21 protein-coding genes are annotated in these 18,036 nt (G+C 62.2%); 17 read left to right on the top strand and 4 right to left on the bottom strand.

Features of this window, described 5'->3' with window-relative positions; translation table 11 throughout:
• Positions 1-30 precede the first annotated feature (30 nt).
• The 14 genes from rpsE (at position 31) to truA (ending at position 9,308) form a co-directional block, all read left to right on the top strand.
• Complete coding sequence (gene rpsE / locus I7X09_RS04485) at positions 31-702, top strand: 30S ribosomal protein S5 (RefSeq protein ID WP_003940718.1); 672 nt, start codon at positions 31-33, stop codon at positions 700-702.
• Complete coding sequence (gene rpmD / locus I7X09_RS04480) at positions 702-881, top strand: 50S ribosomal protein L30 (protein ID WP_003940751.1); 180 nt, start codon at positions 702-704, stop codon at positions 879-881. The genes rpsE and rpmD overlap by 1 nt, the downstream gene beginning before the upstream one ends.
• A 2-nt stretch (positions 882-883) precedes the next feature.
• Positions 884-1,327, top strand: a complete 444-nt coding sequence (gene rplO, locus I7X09_RS04475; RefSeq protein WP_003940829.1) for a 50S ribosomal protein L15 — start codon at positions 884-886, stop codon at positions 1,325-1,327.
• 257 nt (positions 1,328-1,584) lie between these two features.
• Positions 1,585-2,904, top strand: coding sequence for a preprotein translocase subunit SecY (secY, locus tag I7X09_RS04470; RefSeq protein ID WP_003940773.1), 1,320 nt, complete (start codon positions 1,585-1,587; stop codon positions 2,902-2,904).
• A complete protein-coding gene (locus I7X09_RS04465) occupies positions 2,901-3,446 on the top strand; it encodes an adenylate kinase (protein WP_003940868.1) in 546 nt (181 codons plus the stop codon). Before secY ends, I7X09_RS04465 begins: the two co-directional genes overlap by 4 nt.
• Positions 3,446-4,243 carry a type I methionyl aminopeptidase gene (map, locus tag I7X09_RS04460; protein ID WP_003940806.1) on the top strand — a complete coding sequence of 266 codons (798 nt, stop codon included), beginning with the start codon at positions 3,446-3,448 and terminating at the stop codon, positions 4,241-4,243. The genes I7X09_RS04465 and map overlap by 1 nt, the downstream gene beginning before the upstream one ends.
• 313 nt (positions 4,244-4,556) lie before the next feature.
• Entirely contained in the window at positions 4,557-4,778 is a 222-nt protein-coding gene (gene infA, locus I7X09_RS04455; protein WP_003418601.1) for a translation initiation factor IF-1, read from the top strand.
• 90 nt (positions 4,779-4,868) lie between these two features.
• Complete coding sequence (gene rpmJ / locus I7X09_RS04450) at positions 4,869-4,982, top strand: 50S ribosomal protein L36 (RefSeq protein ID WP_003938068.1); 114 nt, start codon at positions 4,869-4,871, stop codon at positions 4,980-4,982.
• Between the two features lie 250 nt (positions 4,983-5,232).
• Positions 5,233-5,607, top strand: a complete 375-nt coding sequence (gene rpsM / locus I7X09_RS04445; RefSeq protein ID WP_003940834.1) for a 30S ribosomal protein S13 — start codon at positions 5,233-5,235, stop codon at positions 5,605-5,607.
• Positions 5,607-6,020 carry a 30S ribosomal protein S11 gene (gene rpsK, locus I7X09_RS04440; protein WP_003940683.1) on the top strand — a complete coding sequence of 138 codons (414 nt, stop codon included), beginning with the start codon at positions 5,607-5,609 and terminating at the stop codon, positions 6,018-6,020. The genes rpsM and rpsK overlap by 1 nt, the downstream gene beginning before the upstream one ends.
• A gap of 22 nt (positions 6,021-6,042) precedes the next feature.
• Positions 6,043-6,648 carry a 30S ribosomal protein S4 gene (gene rpsD / locus I7X09_RS04435; protein WP_003940769.1) on the top strand — a complete coding sequence of 202 codons (606 nt, stop codon included), beginning with the start codon at positions 6,043-6,045 and terminating at the stop codon, positions 6,646-6,648.
• 120 nt (positions 6,649-6,768) lie between these two features.
• Complete coding sequence (locus I7X09_RS04430; protein WP_003941016.1) at positions 6,769-7,830, top strand: DNA-directed RNA polymerase subunit alpha; 1,062 nt, start codon at positions 6,769-6,771, stop codon at positions 7,828-7,830.
• A gap of 29 nt (positions 7,831-7,859) precedes the next feature.
• Entirely contained in the window at positions 7,860-8,417 is a 558-nt protein-coding gene (gene rplQ, locus I7X09_RS04425; protein WP_095968898.1) for a 50S ribosomal protein L17, read from the top strand.
• 6 nt (positions 8,418-8,423) lie between these two features.
• Positions 8,424-9,308 carry a tRNA pseudouridine(38-40) synthase TruA gene (gene truA, locus I7X09_RS04420; protein WP_200315778.1) on the top strand — a complete coding sequence of 295 codons (885 nt, stop codon included), beginning with the start codon at positions 8,424-8,426 and terminating at the stop codon, positions 9,306-9,308.
• A gap of 57 nt (positions 9,309-9,365) precedes the next feature.
• On the opposite strand, the gene I7X09_RS04415 is transcribed toward truA, so the two are convergent.
• Positions 9,366-10,508 (bottom strand): acyl-CoA dehydrogenase family protein, encoded by a 1,143-nt coding sequence (locus I7X09_RS04415; RefSeq protein WP_095968900.1) that lies wholly within the window; start codon positions 10,506-10,508, stop codon positions 9,366-9,368.
• 57 nt (positions 10,509-10,565) lie between these two features.
• On the opposite strand from I7X09_RS04415, the gene I7X09_RS04410 reads away from it, so the two are divergent.
• Both I7X09_RS04410 and I7X09_RS04405 read left to right on the top strand, forming a co-directional pair.
• Positions 10,566-11,144, top strand: a complete 579-nt coding sequence (locus tag I7X09_RS04410; RefSeq protein WP_095968901.1) for a TetR/AcrR family transcriptional regulator — start codon at positions 10,566-10,568, stop codon at positions 11,142-11,144.
• A gap of 22 nt (positions 11,145-11,166) precedes the next feature.
• Entirely contained in the window at positions 11,167-11,724 is a 558-nt protein-coding gene (locus I7X09_RS04405; RefSeq protein ID WP_124566552.1) for an NADPH-dependent FMN reductase, read from the top strand.
• Positions 11,725-11,739: 15 nt separating this feature from the next.
• Here the strand turns inward: I7X09_RS04405 and eccE are convergent, their stop codons facing one another.
• Positions 11,740-13,320, bottom strand: coding sequence for a type VII secretion protein EccE (gene eccE / locus I7X09_RS04400; RefSeq protein WP_234036797.1), 1,581 nt, complete (start codon positions 13,318-13,320; stop codon positions 11,740-11,742).
• Positions 13,321-13,477: 157 nt separating this feature from the next.
• On the opposite strand from eccE, the gene eccB reads away from it, so the two are divergent.
• Entirely contained in the window at positions 13,478-14,944 is a 1,467-nt protein-coding gene (gene eccB / locus I7X09_RS04395) for a type VII secretion protein EccB (RefSeq protein ID WP_200315774.1), read from the top strand.
• 14 nt (positions 14,945-14,958) lie between these two features.
• On the opposite strand, the gene mycP is transcribed toward eccB, so the two are convergent.
• Positions 14,959-16,371 carry a type VII secretion-associated serine protease mycosin gene (gene mycP / locus I7X09_RS04390; RefSeq protein ID WP_200315772.1) on the bottom strand — a complete coding sequence of 471 codons (1,413 nt, stop codon included), beginning with the start codon at positions 16,369-16,371 and terminating at the stop codon, positions 14,959-14,961.
• A gap of 14 nt (positions 16,372-16,385) precedes the next feature.
• Complete coding sequence (gene eccD / locus I7X09_RS04385; RefSeq protein ID WP_200315770.1) at positions 16,386-17,852, bottom strand: type VII secretion integral membrane protein EccD; 1,467 nt, start codon at positions 17,850-17,852, stop codon at positions 16,386-16,388.
• Positions 17,853-18,036: the final 184 nt, after the last annotated feature.

Genomic DNA, 18,036 nt, shown 5'->3' with positions numbered 1-18,036 from the left:
GACCAACATTTTCAACGGAAGGACAGCCTGATGCCGGGACGTCAAAGGCGTGACGGCGGAAGCGGACCCGCCGGACAGAATGGCCCCAACAGCGGTGACAACAGCAACGCTCGTGGGGACAACCGTGGTGGCGGCCGTGACCGTCGCGACGGTGGCCGTGGCGGAAACGCTGCGGAGAAGTCACAGTTCATCGAGCGCGTTGTCACGATCAACCGCGTTTCCAAAGTCGTCAAGGGTGGTCGTCGCTTCAGCTTCACCGCTCTGGTGATCGTCGGAGACGGCAACGGACTGGTCGGCGTCGGCTACGGAAAGGCCAAGGAAGTTCCCGCGGCCATCCAGAAGGGTGTCGAGGAGGCTCGCAAGAGCTTCTTCCGCGTCCCGATGATCGCCAACACCATCACTCACCCCGTTCAGGGTGAGGCTGCTGCCGGCATCGTCATGCTTCGCCCGGCAAGCCCCGGTACCGGTGTTATCGCCGGTGGCGCTGTGCGCGCCGTGCTGGAGTGCGCTGGTATCGCGGACATCCTGTCGAAGTCGCTCGGTAGCGACAACGCCATCAACGTCGTGCATGCGACCGTTGCTGCGCTCAAGGGTCTGCAGCGTCCCGAGGAAGTTGCGGCTCGCCGCGGCCTCACCCTCGAAGAGGTTGCACCCGCCGGCATGCTTCGCGCTCGCGCACAGGCTGCTGGGAGTGTGAAGTAATGGCAGATCTCAAGGTCACTCAGATCAAGAGCATCATCGGGACCAAGCAGAACCAGAAGGATTCTCTGCGCACGCTCGGTCTCAAGGGCATCCGTCAGACCGTTGTTCGTGAGGACAACGCACAGAACCGCGGTCTGATCAACGTGGTGCGCCACCTCGTAACAGTTGAGGAGGTCTAACCATGACCATCAAACTGCACCACCTGCGCCCCGCTCCCGGATCCAAGTCCAACAAGATTCGTGTTGGACGCGGTGAGGGCGGCAAGCGTGGTAAGACCGCAGGTCGCGGTACCAAGGGCACCAAGGCACGTAACACCGTGCGCGTGGGCTTCGAGGGTGGACAGATGCCGCTTCACATGCGTCTGCCCAAGCTCAAGGGCTTCACGAACCCGTTCCGCGTCGAGTACCAGGTCGTCAATGTCGGCGACATCGCCCGTCTGTTCCCCGAAGGTGGAGCAATCACGGTCGAGGATCTCGTCGCCAAGGGCGCAGTCCGCAAGAACCAGCTCGTCAAGGTTCTGGGCGACGGCGAACTGACAGTTGCCGTTCAGGTGACCGTCGACAAGTTCACCGGTTCCGCCAAGGAAAAGATTGCTGCTGCCGGTGGTTCCGCCACCGAGCTGTGAGTGATCACGCGTAGCTAGTCCGATGGCCGCAGCGCAGCGTTTGCTGCGCTGCGGCCATCGGCGTCTACCAGGTCTTGTCACAGATTGGTCGTGCACGCTCGGACGGGCCAGTATTCTGGTCACCGAGTGGCAAATGTATCTTCGGCTTACCCGGTTTTCGTGGTCTGCCCGCCTAGTTCCCAAATGCTCACTGTTAGAGTTCAAAAGTTCGACAGGTCAAAACGATCTGTCTCCCTACCGTCGTGCCAGGAGGATCTTTGCTTTCCGCCTTCGTCTCGGCCCTCAGGACCCCAGACCTGAGGCGGAAGATCCTCTTCACCCTCGGCTTGGTGGCTCTGTATCGGGTCGGCGCTCTCATTCCGTCCCCAGGTGTCGACTACGGCCGTGTGCGTCAGTGCATCGATATCGCCAACTCCGGTGATTCAGCAGGTATCTACTCGCTGATCAACCTGTTCTCCGGCGGCGCTCTGCTGCAGATGTCGATCTTTGCGATCGGCATCATGCCGTACATCACGGCAAGCATCATCGTGCAGCTGCTGACCGTGGTGATCCCGAAGTTCGAGGAACTTCGAAAAGAAGGCCAGTCCGGCCAGGCCAAGATGACGCAGTACACGCGTTATCTGTCCATCGCTCTGGCAATCCTGCAGTCGACCGGCATCGTCGCTCTCGCGGCACGCGGACAGTTGCTCCAGGGCTGTGACGACATCATCGCCGACAAGTCGATCTTCGGCCTTGTCATCATCGTGCTGGTCATGACTGCCGGTGCTGCCATGGTCATGTGGTTCGGCGAGGTCATCACCGAACGCGGCGTCGGCAACGGTATGTCGCTCCTCATCTTCGCCGGTATCGCATCGCGTATCCCGAGCGAGGGCAAGGCGATCCTCGACAGCCGTGGTCCGCTGGTCTTCGCCTTCGTCTGCCTCGCAGCGCTGTTGATCATCGCCGGCGTCGTCTTCGTCGAGCAGGGTCAGCGCCGCATCCCGGTCCAGTACGCAAAGCGGATGGTCGGACGCAAGATGTACGGCGGATCCTCGACGTACCTGCCTCTGAAGGTGAACCAGGCCGGCGTCATCCCGGTGATCTTCGCGTCTTCACTGCTGTACCTCCCGAACTTGATCGCACAGCTGACTTCGGCCAGCACAGCGGTCGACCCCAGTTGGTGGCAGCGCCTCATCAACACCTACCTGGTGAACCCGGCCAACCCGGTGTACATCGCGATCTACTTCGGCCTGATCGTCTTCTTCACGTACTTCTACGTCGCCATCACCTTCAATCCCGAAGAGCGCGCCGACGAGATGAAGAAGTTCGGCGGCTTCATCCCCGGTATCCGACCCGGTCAGCCGACCGCGGACTACCTCAACTACGTGCTGAGTCGCATCACCCTTCCGGGTGCGATTTACCTCGGCACCATTGCTGTTCTGCCCAACCTGTTCCTCGACATCGGGAATGGCGGCGGCGCGCAGAACCTGCCGTTCGGTGGCACCGCGGTGCTGATCATGGTCAGCGTCGGTCTGGACACCGTGAAGCAGATCGAGAGTCAGCTAATGCAGCGTAACTATGAAGGGTTCCTCAAGTGAGACTTGTCCTCCTTGGTCCTCCCGGTGCCGGCAAGGGCACCCAGGCCGCTATCTTGTCCGAGAAGTTCGGCGTTCCCCATATCTCCACGGGTGATCTCTTCCGCGCGAACATCGGTCAGGCCACCGCTCTCGGTGTGGAAGCAAAGAAGTACATCGACGCCGGCGAACTCGTACCGAGCTCGATCACCAACGACATGGTGAAGGCTCGCGTCGCAGAACCGGATGCCGCAAACGGTTTCCTCCTTGACGGATTTCCGCGCTCGGTCGAACAGGCTCAGGCTCTCGAGGGCATCTTGAAGGACCTCGACACCAAGCTCGACGGTGTTCTCTCCTTCGTCGTGGACGAGGACATCGTGGTCGAGCGCATGCTCGCTCGCGGCCGTGCAGACGACACCGAGGACGTCATCCGCAACCGACTCCGGGTCTACCGCGACGAGACGTCACCGCTGTTCGACTATTACAAGGACAGCATCGTCTCCGTCGACGCGATCGGCGAGGTCGAAGAGGTCAACGCTCGCGCACTGGCAGCGTTGGGTAAGTAATGGTCTTCGGGCGTAAACGCAAGGTTGTTCCGTTCCGCTCCGCGGGCGAACTCGACGCGATGGCTGCTGCCGGCGCGATCGTGGGTTCGGCTCTGGTGGCGGTGCGCGCTGCGGCGAAGCCCGGTGTCAGCACTTTGGAATTGAACGCGGTCGCAGAATCCGTCATTCGTGACGCCGGCGCCGTGCCCTCGTTCCTCGGGTACCACGGCTTCACCGGTTCGATCTGCTCTTCGGTCAACGATCGCGTCGTTCACGGGATCCCTTCAGCTCAGGACATCCTGGCTGAAGGCGACCTCGTTTCCATCGACTGCGGTGCGATCCTCGACGGTTGGCACGGTGACTCTGCCTGGACGTTCGGAGTGGGGGAGATCAGCGTTGCCGATCAGGAGCTCAGCGAAGCCACTCGGCTTTCGATGGAAGCCGGGATCGCGGCGATGATCGCCGGCAACCGTCTGACGGATGTATCGCACGCGATCGAGGTCGGTACCCATGCCGCCGAGAAGTTGCACGGTCGTTCCTACGGCATCGTCGACGGATACGGTGGACATGGAATCGGTCGGGAAATGCACATGGATCCGTTCCTCGCCAACGAAGGTGCCCCGGGTAAGGGTCCTGAACTGGTAGTCGGATCGTGCCTGGCGATCGAGCCGATGCTCACGCTCGGTACCACCGACACGGTGATTCTCGACGACGACTGGACCGTTGTGACGACCGACGGGTCCCGTGCGGCGCACTGGGAACACACTGTCGCTGTGACCGAGGACGGTCCGCGGATTCTGACTCTCCGCCCGGAGTAGTCGACCCCGGCGCTGACAAGTGTTGGCAGCGAGCATGATTCACGTTCGAGAAGTCCCAGCCTCATGTCGAGGCTGGGACTTTTTCGTTCGGGGAGCGGTGTGCGTCGTCGCCCTGACCGGAGGCGCATTTGGCCTGGTCGTTTACATCGCGTAACATGGCTAGGCGGTGCGCTATGCGCGTCGATAGTTCGTGTGCCTACGCCCGGATCGCTCCGGGATCGGGTCCGCGAAGTGCCGACGATCTTTCCATTGCGTGCCAATGTAACGGAAGCCGATGCACGAAGCATGCCAAACCAAACGGATCGCGGAGGATATGGCTAAGAAAGACGGGGCCATCGAGGTCGAAGGACGAGTAGTCGAGCCGCTGCCCAATGCGATGTTCCGCATTGAGCTCGAGAATGGCCACAAGGTCCTCGCCCACATCAGCGGAAAGATGCGTCAGCACTACATTCGCATCCTCCCGGAAGATCGCGTTGTCGTAGAGCTCTCGCCCTACGATTTGTCGCGCGGACGCATCGTTTACCGCTACAAGTAACGAACTTCCCGGACCTGACCTGGGTCAGGGAGAAGTATGTCTGCTGCGGTTCATCGCGGCGGGCTGCGACAAAACAGGAGATCAGAAGACGTGAAGGTTCAGCCGAGCGTCAAGAAGATCTGCGAGAAGTGCAAAGTGATTCGCCGTAACGGTCGAGTCATGGTGATCTGCGAGAACCTGCGTCACAAGCAGCGTCAGGGCTAGATCTAGCTTTTCGAAGATCTGCTTGGCAACAAGCAAAGAAGACCTCCCAGTACCAGCCATTGTTGACGAGACCCCACGCGATCGTTCACCGATCGCCAAGGTCGGACAATGGTTCACCCCCGGCACGGAGGCCGGGGCCCCACTGAGTTAGTTGATGAGATCATCTGCGCCTTACGGCGCCGGTACTCGGCAAGAGGCACAGGGGAAGGGCTGGGAGCAGACCTCCGCACACCGATAAGGAAATGCCACCATGGCACGTCTCTCTGGTGTTGATCTTCCTCGCGAAAAGCGCATGGAGATCGCACTGACATACATCTACGGCATCGGCCGTACCCGCTCCAAGGAAATCCTTGACGCCACCGGCGTCAGCCCGGATCTCCGGAGCAAGGACCTCTCGGACGAGGACCTGGCAAAGCTCCGCGAGTACATCGAGGAGTCGCTCAAGGTCGAGGGTGACCTTCGCCGCGAGGTTCAGGCCGACATCCGTCGCAAGATCGAGATCGGCTGCTACCAGGGCCTGCGCCACCGTCGTGGTCTGCCCGTGCGTGGTCAGCGCACCAAGACCAACGCCCGTACCCGTAAGGGTCCGAAGCGCACCATTGCCGGCAAGAAGAAGGCGAAGTAATGCCCCCGAAGTCACGTAGCACCGGTCCGAAGAAGACCCAGAAGACGCGTCGCAGGGATAAGAAGAACATCCCGCACGGCGCCGCTCACATCAAGAGCACCTTCAACAACACCATCGTGTCCATCACGGACCCCGCCGGAAATGTCATTTCCTGGGCGTCTTCGGGACACGTCGGCTTCAAGGGTTCGCGTAAGTCGACTCCCTTCGCCGCTCAGCTTGCTGCTGAGAGCGCTGCCCGTAAGGCGCAGGAGCACGGTGTCAAGAAGGTTGACGTCTTCGTCAAGGGACCGGGATCCGGTCGCGAGACCGCAATCCGTTCCCTCCAGGCTGCTGGCCTCGAGGTCGGCACCATTTCCGATGTAACCCCCCAGCCGCACAACGGCTGCCGTCCGCCCAAGCGGCGTCGGGTATAGCGGGAAGGATAGGTAGAAGAAAATGGCACGTTATACCGGACCCATCACCCGCAAGTCGCGTCGTCTGCGCGTCGACCTCGTTGGAGGCGACCAGGCATTCGAGCGTCGCCCGTACCCGCCCGGACAGCACGGCCGCGCGCGTATCAAGGAGAGCGAGTACCTGCTCCAGCTGCAGGAGAAGCAGAAGGCTCGCTTCACCTACGGCGTCATGGAGAAGCAGTTCCGCCTGTACTACAAGGAGGCGAACAACCGCCCCGGCAAGACCGGCGAGAACCTGCTTCGCATCCTCGAGTCGCGTCTCGACAACGTCGTGTACCGCGCAGGCCTCGCTCGCACGCGCCGTCAGGCACGTCAGCTGGTCACGCACGGTCACCTTCTCGTGAACAACAAGAAGGTCGACATCCCGAGCTACCGCGTCTCGCAGTACGACATCATCGATGTCAAGGAGAAGTCGCTCTCCACGCTTCCGTTCCAGGTTGCGCGTGAGACCGTCGGCGATCGCCCGGTTCCCGGGTGGCTGCAGGTTGTCGGCTCGCGTCTGCGGATCCTGGTTCACCAGCTTCCCGAGCGCGCGCAGATCGACATCGCTCTGCAGGAACAGCTCATCGTCGAGTACTACTCGAAGTAAGGCGCTTCGCACCCCGTGAGTGGTTGAGGAGTCTCCGGACTCCTCAACCACTCACAGGGCCGCAGGCCCTTTCCCATCGTGGGCGTCAAATAGTGGACGTCCGTACAGGAGGAAATACCAATGCTCATTTCTCAGCGACCCACGCTGACCGAAGAGGTCATCGCTGATAACCGCTCGAAGTTCGTCATCGAGCCCCTGGAGCCAGGTTTCGGGTACACGCTCGGCAATTCGCTGCGCCGCACGCTGCTCTCGTCGATCCCCGGCGCTGCTGTCACCAGCATCCGTATCGACGGCGTTCTCCACGAGTTCACCACCGTCCCGGGAGTGAAGGAAGATGTCACCGACATCATCCTGAACCTCAAGGGCCTCGTCGTGAACTCCGAAGAGGACGAGCCGGTCACCATGTACGTCCGCAAGCAGGGCCCCGGCGCTGTTACTGCAGGCGACATCGTGCCCCCGGCAGGCGTCACCGTGAACAACCCTGATCTGCACATCGCCACCCTGAACGACAAGGGAAAGCTGGAGATCGAGCTCGTTGTCGAGCGCGGTCGCGGCTATGTCCCCGCCGTCCAGAACAAGGCGTCCGGCGCAGAGATCGGCCGTATCCCGGTCGACTCGATCTACTCGCCGGTGCTCAAGGTCACCTACAAGGTGGAGGCCACTCGCGTCGAACAGCGCACCGACTTCGATCGGCTCGTTCTCGACGTGGAAACGAAGAACTCCATCACCGCACGGGACGCGCTCGCTTCGGCGGGCAAGACCCTGGTTGAGCTCTTCGGCCTGGCCCGTGAGCTGAACGTCGAAGCAGAAGGAATCGAGATCGGACCCTCGCCCGCCGAGGCCGATCACATCGCTTCCTTCGGACTCCCCATCGAGGATCTGGACCTCACGGTCCGCTCCTACAACTGCCTCAAGCGCGAAGGTGTTCACACCGTCGGTGAGCTTGTCGGCCGTACCGAGTCCGATCTGCTCGACATCCGCAACTTCGGACAGAAGTCCATCGACGAGGTCAAGGTCAAGCTGCATTCGCTCGGCCTGTCCCTCAAGGACAGCCCCGCATCCTTCGATCCCACCACCGTTGCCGGCTACGACGCCGCCACCGGAACGTGGAGTGACACTGATGCCGGTTCCTTCGGCGATGCCGAGGGTACCGAGGACTACGCCGAGACCGAACAGCTGTAGCAGCTCAGGTCCTTTACTAGGAGATCATCATGCCCAAGCCCAAGAAGGGTGCCCGCTTCGGCGGGTCGGCTTCCCACCAGAAGGCGATTTTCGCCAATCTGGCTACCGCGCTCTTCGAGCACGGTCGCATCACCACCACCGAGTCCAAGGCCAAGGCACTGCGCCCCTACGCCGAGAAGCTCGTCACGCACGCGAAGGCCGGCACGCTGGCTCACCGTCGTGAGGTGCTGAAGGTCATCCGTAACAAGGATGTCGTTCACACCCTCTTCGCCGAGATCGGCCCGTTCTACGCGGACCGTAACGGTGGATACACCCGCATCATCAAGACGATCCCCCGCAAGGGCGACAACGCTCCGATGGCAATCATCGAGCTCGTCAAGGAAAAGACCGTCACCTCCGAGGCTGACCGCGCACGTCGCGTCAAGGCTTCGCAGGACGCTCCCGCCGCAGAGAACGTCGTCGAGGCCGTAGAGGCCGACGCGACCGACGCTGAGGTCGAGAACGCTGACGCAGTCGTCGAGGCCATCGAGGACGAGACCGCAACTGCGGCCGACGCTCCCGAGGCCGAAGAGGCCAAGAAGGACTAGTCTCCCTTGGTTTCGGCACACGCTGAATCGAACGAGCCCGCCGCCCCCATCGGGGACGGCGGGCTCGTTCGATTGCGGCTCGACATCTCGTACGACGGCACCGACTTCTCGGGTTGGGCCCGCCAGACCGACCTGCGCACTGTGTGCGGCGAGATCGAAGACAAGCTGGGAACGGTACTGCGGCAACCGGTTCAGCTGACTGTTGCCGGTCGGACCGACGCCGGTGTCCACGCCACGGGTCAGGTAGCGCACGTCGACGTCCCGGGCGAGTTGCTCCCGGACGACCCGTCGCGACTCGTGCGCAGGCTTGCACGCTTCCTGCCCAAGGACGTTCGGGTCAAAGAGATCTCGGTGGTTCCCGGTGAGTTCGACGCGCGCTTCTCGGCGAAGCGACGCTACTACGAGTACCGGGTGACCAACGCGGCATTCGGAGTGGAACCCCTGCGCGCACGCGATACGGTGTCGTACCCCAAACCACTCGATCTCGGAGCGATGCAGGAAGCGTCGACTCGGCTTCTCGGCCTCCACAACTTCGCGGCATTCTGCAAGCGTCGTGAAGGTGCGACCACGGTGCGGGAGTTGCAACGTTTCGACTGGGCGCAGGAGGGCACGGTGTTCACGGCCTACGTGAACGCCGATGCGTTCTGCTGGTCGATGGTCCGGAGTCTTGTAGGGGCAGTCCTCTCGGTCGGTGAGGGGCGGCGCACCGCCGACTGGGTGGCAGGGTTGCTCGACGAAACTTCGCGATCAAGTTCCATCCTCGTTGCGCCGGCGCACGGACTTTCGTTGGTTCGCGTGGACTACCCCGACTACTCGGAACTGGCCGCCCGCAACGCGATTACTCGTGAAACCCGCGAGATTCCGTCGTCGGGTGGATGCTGCGGCGACTGACGACCACTATGCAAAATGCCCTCCCACTTTGTGTGGGAGGGCATTTCACGTGAGCGCCTAACCGGCCAGTTGGCGCGCGATGACCAGCCGCTGAATCTGGTTGGTGCCCTCGAAGATCTGCGTGATCTTGGCCTCGCGCATGTAGCGCTCGACGGGGAAGTCCTGGGTGTAGCCGTACCCACCGAATACCTGCACGGCGTCGGTGGTGACCTTCATGGCCGCGTCGGTGGCAACGAGCTTGGCGACGCTGGCGTTGCGCGAATACGGAACTCCGGCGTCGCGGCGGCGGGCTGCGTCGAGGTAGGTGGCCCGAGCGGAGTCGACCGCGGCAGCCATGTCCGCGAGCACGAATCCGAGTCCCTGGTGATCGATGATCCGCTTGCCGAAAGCCTTGCGCTCCTTCGCGTAGGCGACCGCGTCGTCGAGTGCGCCCTGAGCGATTCCGACGGCAACGGCAGCGATTCCGAGTCGGCCGGAGTCGAGAGCGCTGAAGGCGATCGGCAGCCCCTGGCCGCGCTGACCGATCAGCCGCTCGTCAGGGATGAAGGCATCGTCGTAATTCGCGGATGCGGTGGGGACCGCGCGTAGTCCCATCTTCTCTTCGGGCTTACCGAAGCTGAGGCCCTCGGTGTCCTTGTCCACCAGGAGGCAGGAGATGCCACGTGAGCCGTCGTCACTGGTGCGGGCGAAGAGGTTGTAGAAGTCTGCCTTGCCGCCGTTGGTGATCCACGCCTTCGAGCCGTTGACGCGGTAGCCGCCGTCGGTGGGCGTCGCCTTGCACGACAATGCGGCGGCGTCGGACCCGGCCTGCGCTTCGGAGAGGCTGTACGCGCCGATGGTGTTGCCGCCCAGCATGTCCGGGAGCCAGCGGTTCTTCTGTTCGTCGGTGCCGAAGGTGAACAGCGGGAAGCACGACAGACTGTGGACACTGACCGCCACTGCAACCGCTGCCCAGCGCGAGGCGATTTCTTCGAGGACTTGGAGGTAGACCTCGTAAGGCTGATCACCGCCGCCGAACTCCTCGGGATACGGAAGGCTCAGTAGTCCTGCCTGTCCGAGTGCGGGGAACACGCCGTCTGGGTACTTCTCGGCTTTTTCGTATTCGTTGACCTTGGGCGCGAGTACCTTGTCCGCGACATCACGCGTCAGTTCGATGAGATCGCGAGCTTCTTGGCTGGGCATGAGGCGTTCGACGGGCACGGTCGGCTCCTAGCTAGACGGTAGTACTGTGAACGATACTGCAGTACTGTTTTCAGTATGGCAAGGGTGGCTCACAAGACGACTGCACGCAGGGCTGAACTGTTCGACCAAATGGTCGAGCTGTTCTTGAGTGAGGGTTTCGCCCACTTCACGCTCGACGAGATCGCAGCCCGATTGCATTGCTCCAAGAGCACCTTGTACACCGTGGCAGCGGGAAAAGAGGATCTGGTGCGGGCCGTCACGGTTCACTTCTTCCGTGCGGCGACCGATGCGGTGGAGAGTGCCGTGACCGCAGAAGCGACACCCACTCGTCGAGTGGCGGTCTATCTCGAAGCAGTCGGCGATCGCTTGTCCGCGGCGTCCAGTCAATTCATGGAAGACCTGGCCGAATCGGCGTCGGCGAGCCAGGTTTACGAGAAGAACACGTCAATTGCTGCTGATCGTGTGCGAGCGCTCATCGTCGAGGGCGTGGATTCGGGCGCATTCCGGCAGGTACACGCATCATTTGTGGCCGATGCCGCCGCGGCGACGATGGTTCGGATCCAGCAACGAGCGGTCTACCGGGCAACAGGACTGGACGATGCCAGCGCCTATAGGGAATTGGCCGCACTCATCACGGATGGGATCACTGCGTGACCAGTCGCTAGCATCGACGTTCATGGCACCTTTGAACGTCGAAGTCATCGTAGGTTCGGTCCGTGAGGGGCGAATAGGACGCGCAGTGGCGGATTGGTTTGTCGAGGAAGCAACCGCGAATCCGTCGTGGAACGTGTCGGTGATCGATCTCGAGGAGTTGTCGTTGCCCCAGGACTTCTCGGACTCACTTGTTACGGAGGATTTTCGCAAGCGAATCGGGCGCGCCGACGCGGTTGTTGCCGTGACCTCGGAATACAACCACGGGTATCCGGCCGCTCTGAAGACCGCATTCGACTCCGTGAAACACGAGTGGCGGGCCAAGCCGATCGGTTTCGTGTCCTACGGCGGGATTTCAGGTGGTGTTCGGGCCGTCGAACAGCTGAGGCAAGTGGTGGCGGAGCTGCACATGGTCTCGGTGCGTCAGTGCGTGACCATTCATCGGGTACGTAAGCAATTCGGACACCAGCCGTTCGACGTCGATTCGATCGCGATCGATGCACGCGAGAAGATGATTCGTGAATTGCATTGGTGGGGGAGCGGATTGCGGACGTTGCGTGCGAGTGACCCCTACCCCGGCTGATCGGAACCGGCACGATCACGCCATCTGGTGAGCGTCGCCGGCTCGTGGACGGCCGATGAACGAGGTCTCGGAAGCAATGGTCACCAGAGTCAGTTCAACGCGCGTGCGGCCGGTTTCGACCGTGATCTTGTCACCGAGTGCGAATGGCTGAACTATCGAGATTTCAGGGTCGATCCGAGGCCATTGGCGGGGATGTCCGTATACGTAGATCGCGGTCACGCCCGCACGCGGAGGTAGGCCCACGACGCCGTCGAACAGGACGGTGTCGAAGGCTCCCTCAGATCCTCCACCCTGCCCGGACACACGGAGTCGGTCAGGCACTCCCATGGAGTCGGTGAGCGGGGTCCAGGCGTCCGGTCGATCGGTGTGGACGAGTACTCGTGCGCCGGTCGCAATGGCTCGAAAGATCAACTGTTGAGCCAGATAGAGTTCGCCCGCGACGAAAACGGTGTTGACGCCGGGTCCCGAGATTCTTGCCGTGACGCCGTGCCCGTTTCGGTCCGAGCCGATGAGCTGGCCGCAGCCGGCCAGGGGCAGAGCGAGTGAGTCGAGTCTGCCGCCGTCCATACGGATGTGCGGCGTGATCGGATCCAGCGCGGTCAGTGCGGTCGGCAAGTTGGTCAGCAATCCGTCGCGCTGGCGCCCACGTAGCGAGACCAAACCGGCCAGCGGTGCGTTCTCAGGTGGATTGCGTGTGGTGAAGCGACAGGTCGCACTGACCTTCGCCGTTCCGCGTTCGCCGGTCGGGCGCAACCGAATTGTCACGGACGTCCCGACCGTTGCCACGGCCCATACCTGAGTCAGGGTCGCGGCTGTGATGAAGCGGGGTTCGATCCCGTATCCGACGTTGGACACGCCGGGCAAGGGGGTACTTCGCCACGTTTCGGTGACCTCGTGGCTGGCGACTCCTCTTGTCACCTGGGCTGTGGACGATGCGATCTCCGGTGCGGTCAGGATCCGCGCCTTGCATCCCGTTGAATCGAGCACCCGGATGACACGATTTGCGGCAACAGCGATCGCGCGACCCGCGCCCTGTTCGCCCCCGCCTCGGCGTTCGACTGCTGCACCACCCTCCAAAGCGTCGAAACGTAGAGCAAGCCAGACACTTCTGGTGGCGGTGGCCGGTAGTGGTCCGATGAGACGTTCGTAGACTTCGGTGGCCGGCGTTCCCGATGCGGCGCGGTATCCGTGACTGACAATGTCGATGCCGGTCAGTGAAATATCGTGCTGATACAGACAATTGGCGAGGGCTGCCGTGGGAAGAAGGTGGGAAGCGTCGAACGAATGACGCCCGATTCTGGTCAGGTAGTCGCGTGGGGGAGCGATCTCGACGACAGCGACGAGTGAAGATCCCTCCACTCGGAGCCCGATCGACTGCTCGGAGGGGGAGTGAAAACTGACGATCGTGCCGCCGCCGACGTCCTTGTGGCGCAGAAAGCGAAAGTACTTGACAATCCAGGACATTACCGACCAACCGCCCACATGAAGCAGCATTGATCCGGCAACCATACAACCGATTGCCAGCGCCCAGAGCCAATCCAGCCCACTGGCCATCGCGATTCCGCCCGCACCGATTCCGAGAATCTGTGCCGACACGAATTCGTGCGTCGAAATCCTGTGCGACGACGGCCAATGCCTCAACCGCGATCGGTCCACGGTTCCTCCCCGATACCTGACCTGCGAACTACCCGAAAATTTCCGCCCCGGCGAAACTGTACTGTGTCTTCGCAAGGGGATGTAAGGCACGGGGGGAATGATGGCTGCGACACCTACCACTCGCTGGCAGGTCAACGGGTACCGATTCTTGGTCAGGCGGATGGAACACGCGCTGGTCAGACGAGACGTTCGGATGCTTCACGATCCGATGCGGTCACAGTCGCGCGCCTTCACCGTCGGAATAGTCCTCGCTGCACTGGGATTGGCGGGTTGCGCGGTACTCGCTCTGTTTCGGCCACAGGACAAGATCGGCGATGCAGATATCGTCGTTGCAAAGGAATCGGGCGCGATGTTCGTCGCCATGGAGGGTACTTTTCGCCCTGTGCTGAACTTGGCCTCGGCACGACTGATTCTGGGTTCGCCAGGAAAACCGGCAATAGTCAAGGCATCCGAGGTCGAGGCGGAACCACGGGGCGCGCTCGTCGGCATTCCCGGCGCACCGTCCGCGCTGCCGGAATCGGCCGACCCGACCAACGCATTGTGGACGGTTTGCGATTCCGTCGGATCCGACGGGAGAAAATCGTTGACGACTTCGGTCCTGGTCGGCTCGTCCAATGTCGGTGAAAACACGACATATCTGACGAATGACCGTGCATTCCTGGTGAAGTCGGGTTCCGATCACTTTCTCGTGTACGACGGAAAGCGAGCGGAAATCGATGTGGACAATCCGGCGATCACGCGGGCTTTGGGGCTGGAAGGGGCACAGGCGCGACCGATCAGTACCGGATTCCTCAATTCGATTCCCGAAGTTCCGCGCGTCGACGCTCCGCGAATTCCCGAACTGGGCTCAGCACCCCGGTTTCCTCTGCAGAACAAAACTGTCGGCTCCGTCGTCCAGGTTTCGGCGGGTGCGGAACCGCAGTACTACGTGGTACTCGAGAACGGTATCCAGAAGGTCGGCGCGGCAGTCGCTCAACTGATCTACTTCTCGGATTCACAGGGCGCCACCGGGATCACGAGCGTCACCCCTGATGCCATCAGTCGTATTCCCTCGGTGAACGAGTTGACCGTCGACTCGTTGCCGCAGGCGGTTCCGGAGATCGTCGATGATCGCGGCGCACCTGTCGGCTGTCTGCAATGGGCTCCCTCGCCTGCAGTCGAGGGCGGCGAAAGTAGTTCTGCAACGCTGAAACTCGTCGCTGGATTGCAGGTTCCGATCCCGGAGGGGGGCAAGTTGGTATCCCTGGCGCAGGCGGACGGATCGGGTGACAATCTCGACAGCGTCCATGTCGAACAGGGATTCGGCGGATTTGTTCAAGCGACCGGAATCGAGACGAGCAGCACCAGGCGCGACGGAGTGTTCTACGTATCCGATACCGGTGTGAAATACGGAGTTCCGGACGAAACCTCGGCTCGCGCACTCGGATTGACGCGAACTCCTGATCGCGCGCCGTGGCAGATGCTCGACCTACTTGCATCAGGTCCTGCGCTCGAGAAGGAAAACGCACTGATAGCTCACGACGGAGTCGCCCCCGATACAGCGCCGGCCGCTCCGGTGAACTGAACAGCGCTGACGGTTCAGAGATCGATGTTCCGGCGTTCGGGAAGATGCCGACGAATGACTCGACGAAGGGGCATCGATGCCAACAGCGTCAGTAGGGCGAGGGTGCCGACCGTTCCGGCTCCGACGAGTGCCGCGTCGCGAGATCGGTTGTCGGGGGTCGGCGGCGTGGGTAGGGGATCGATCGATACCGACTGATGATGGACCTGGACGGGTTCCCCCGGTGCCAATTCGCCAGTTACCGCAGCGAGTGGATCGATGACGCCGTGACCGACGTAGGGATTCCAACCCTGCGCCGGAGCGTGGGCCGTGGCTTCGATACGTCGCATGACCTCGAGCGCAGTCAGTTCCGGGTGAACCGACCGGACCAGTGCGGCGGTTGCCGCGACATAGGGCGCAGCGAAACTGGTCCCGTTGAACGACTGTACGGCGCCGTCAGGGCCGTAAACCCCGTTGGTCAGACCGGGTGATGCCGGGTGAAGCGAGGTGATTCCGGTGCCGGGCGCCGCCACGTCGACCCATGGACCGCCGAGGCTGAATGAGCTGGCGGCGCCGGTGGGGTCTACCGACCCGACGGTGAGGACATAGTCGTCGTACCAAGCCGGACTGGCAATCGTCACAACCGAGTCCCACGGATCGGCTAGGGGAGCGAGGGGATCCGGCGGTGGATTCTGGTTCTTGCACCCTCCTGATCCGACGTTACCTGCAGCAGCGACGACTACGACGTTCTTCGCAATCGTGGCGTATTCGATTGCAGCGCCGAGTCGTTGGTCGTTGATCCCGTCCCCGGCAGGCTTACAGGCGACTTCGGAGATGTTGATGACGCTTGCACCCATGTCCGCAGCGTGACGGACCGCCGATGCCATGGTGTCGACGTTTCCGTAGCCAGACGAGTTCTCGGCTACAGCAGGGTCTTCGCGTTGGCCGGTCACCGAGAAAGCGGCACTGGACTGCCTGATCGAGATGATCTGTGCGTCCGGCGCAGCTCCGGTGAATCCGGAACCCTCGACCTGCTGGGCGGCGATGAGACCCGCCACGACTGTTCCATGTGAGTCACAATCATCGGCGCCGTCGGAGGTCCCGACATAGTCACCGCCGCCTTCGAGTGCAGGTAGCCGGGGATGTCTGCTGACGCCGGTGTCGATGACAGCAATTCGCTGCCCTGCCCCTCGGGTGATCGGCCACACCGAATCGAATCCCAGATCCTGTTGAGAACGTGGAATATCCGCACCGTCACCACCCGCTACGGCGGGGACGCACAGGGTTCGCTGTTCGGTGGGGTGGGGAGGTGCGGGCGGACCGTCCTCGGGCAGCATTGCAGGATCGATGGGGGAAGGAACCGCACTCGATGCGCCACCCGCCCCGGCGAGAACTGTGAAGGCAACGATCACGAATGCGGCACAGGTGTTTGTCGCGCGTCGAATCACCATCGAGATCCGATCGCTCAGAGACCGCGCATGAGCGCGAAGAGCCCGCTGACCCAGCAGATCAGCGGAACGATTGCTGCAATAGCAGCGAGGTCCAACAGTTCGGCCGCGCGCCGCATCACGGGGCTGAATGTGTTCTGGGGGGCGAGGATTCCCAGAATCAGTGACAGGAGGAGAACAGTCATAGTGATGGCGAAGACGACCAATGCATGGTCGCGATGGGTCCACGCCATGTCGCCCAGGAGAACGAGAATCACCGAGATGCCTGCCGCGATGAGAGGGACCGCCTGCTGTGCGCCCGCATAGGTGCGCCCGCGAAACATCAGCACGACGGCCGTCGCCAATGCGAGAGCAAGGTTCGGCCAGACGATTCCCTGACCGGTCCAGGACCATGCGAGTGCGACTGCGGCAGTGAGCGCGACCACCGACGTGGCCACGATCAGTCCGGTCAGATAGCTACGAGCCCGCCCCGCCCTGTCGGTCAACTCGGTCAGCCCGGGTAGCTCGGGCTCGGGCACTCCGTCGCGATCGTCGTCGAGGGGATTACTCGGCGTCGGAACAGGGGGAAGCGGTAATCGCGCGAACAGCATCGACAGTCGAGCAGTGAACGTGAGAACGATCAATGCCGCGGCAATCACCGCGCTGCTGACCGTCGCGGTGCGCGCCTCGGGAAGCGTCGTCGTGACGGCGAAGGTGCTCACCGCAGCAAGGAGGACGACGAGAAGTGTGGTGAAGACGGCTAATCCGGCACCGCACAAGCGGAGGCAGATCAGAGTTACCGCGGCTGCGAATGCCGAACCGAGAAGGAGATGAGCAGAAAGGACAGTACCGGGTACACAAAGTGCGCCGGAGACGAAAGCCAGTGGCACCGCCGTGCATCCGAGTGTGATGGAGCTTGCAGTGTCTCCGTACACGCGCGCTGCCACGACGGCGGTGACGGTGAGCACCAAGGACGTGACTCCGCCGCAGACAGCGCCGATCAGACCTGTATCGCCGAGGACCAGGGCGAGGGCCGCGATGAGCGCTGCGACGAGGGCGGCGGACGAGCCGACGACGCGTGCGGTGATCGGAGTCCAGCGCCGGTAGATGTCTGCATCCGTGGCCGCGACGGTGTACATGATGTCGTCGAAGAGTGGGGGCGGGGCAGCCATGTCCGCGGCCTCGAGTACGAGCAATTCCCCATCGCGTATTCCGTGCTCGTGCAGCGACAGCATCGGTGCCAGCGGCGCCCTGCCGACTTTCGACAGAGTCCAGTCGACGGGCTCGAATTGTTCGGTGCTGTGGTCGAACTCGTTGAGATTGCTGTGGTTGACAATTGTGTCCACAATGCCCGGAATGACCGCCGTGAGTGGAACACGAAGCGGCACCGCAAGATCCACCTGCGAATGGGCTGAAAGTACCGTCAACCTGCACAGTTCGGCAGAATGGGTCGCGCGTGGTCCGTGTTCGGTGTGTGCAGCGCTGGTTGTAGTGGTGCTGGTCAAGATCTGTCCCCTCCCATGACGCGATTCCCCTGTCGCGTCACCCCAGTTCACCCGAACGATACGACATGAACTGCGCGCCCGTGTCGGAGACAGCGCCGACAACAGGTGGCACCGACCCGAGTGTCGGTGTTGTGATCTACTCTCTTGCAATTGCGCGAGAACGCCTTGGGGGGCCGGCGGTAGC

The sequence above is a fragment of the Rhodococcus sp. P-2 genome (assembly GCF_016598535.1).
In the GTDB taxonomy this organism is placed as follows: Bacteria; Actinomycetota; Actinomycetes; order Mycobacteriales; family Mycobacteriaceae; genus Rhodococcus_F; species Rhodococcus_F baikonurensis.
The sequence above is the reverse complement of the archived record's forward strand: the minus strand, read 5'-3'. Positions and strand labels throughout refer to the sequence as shown.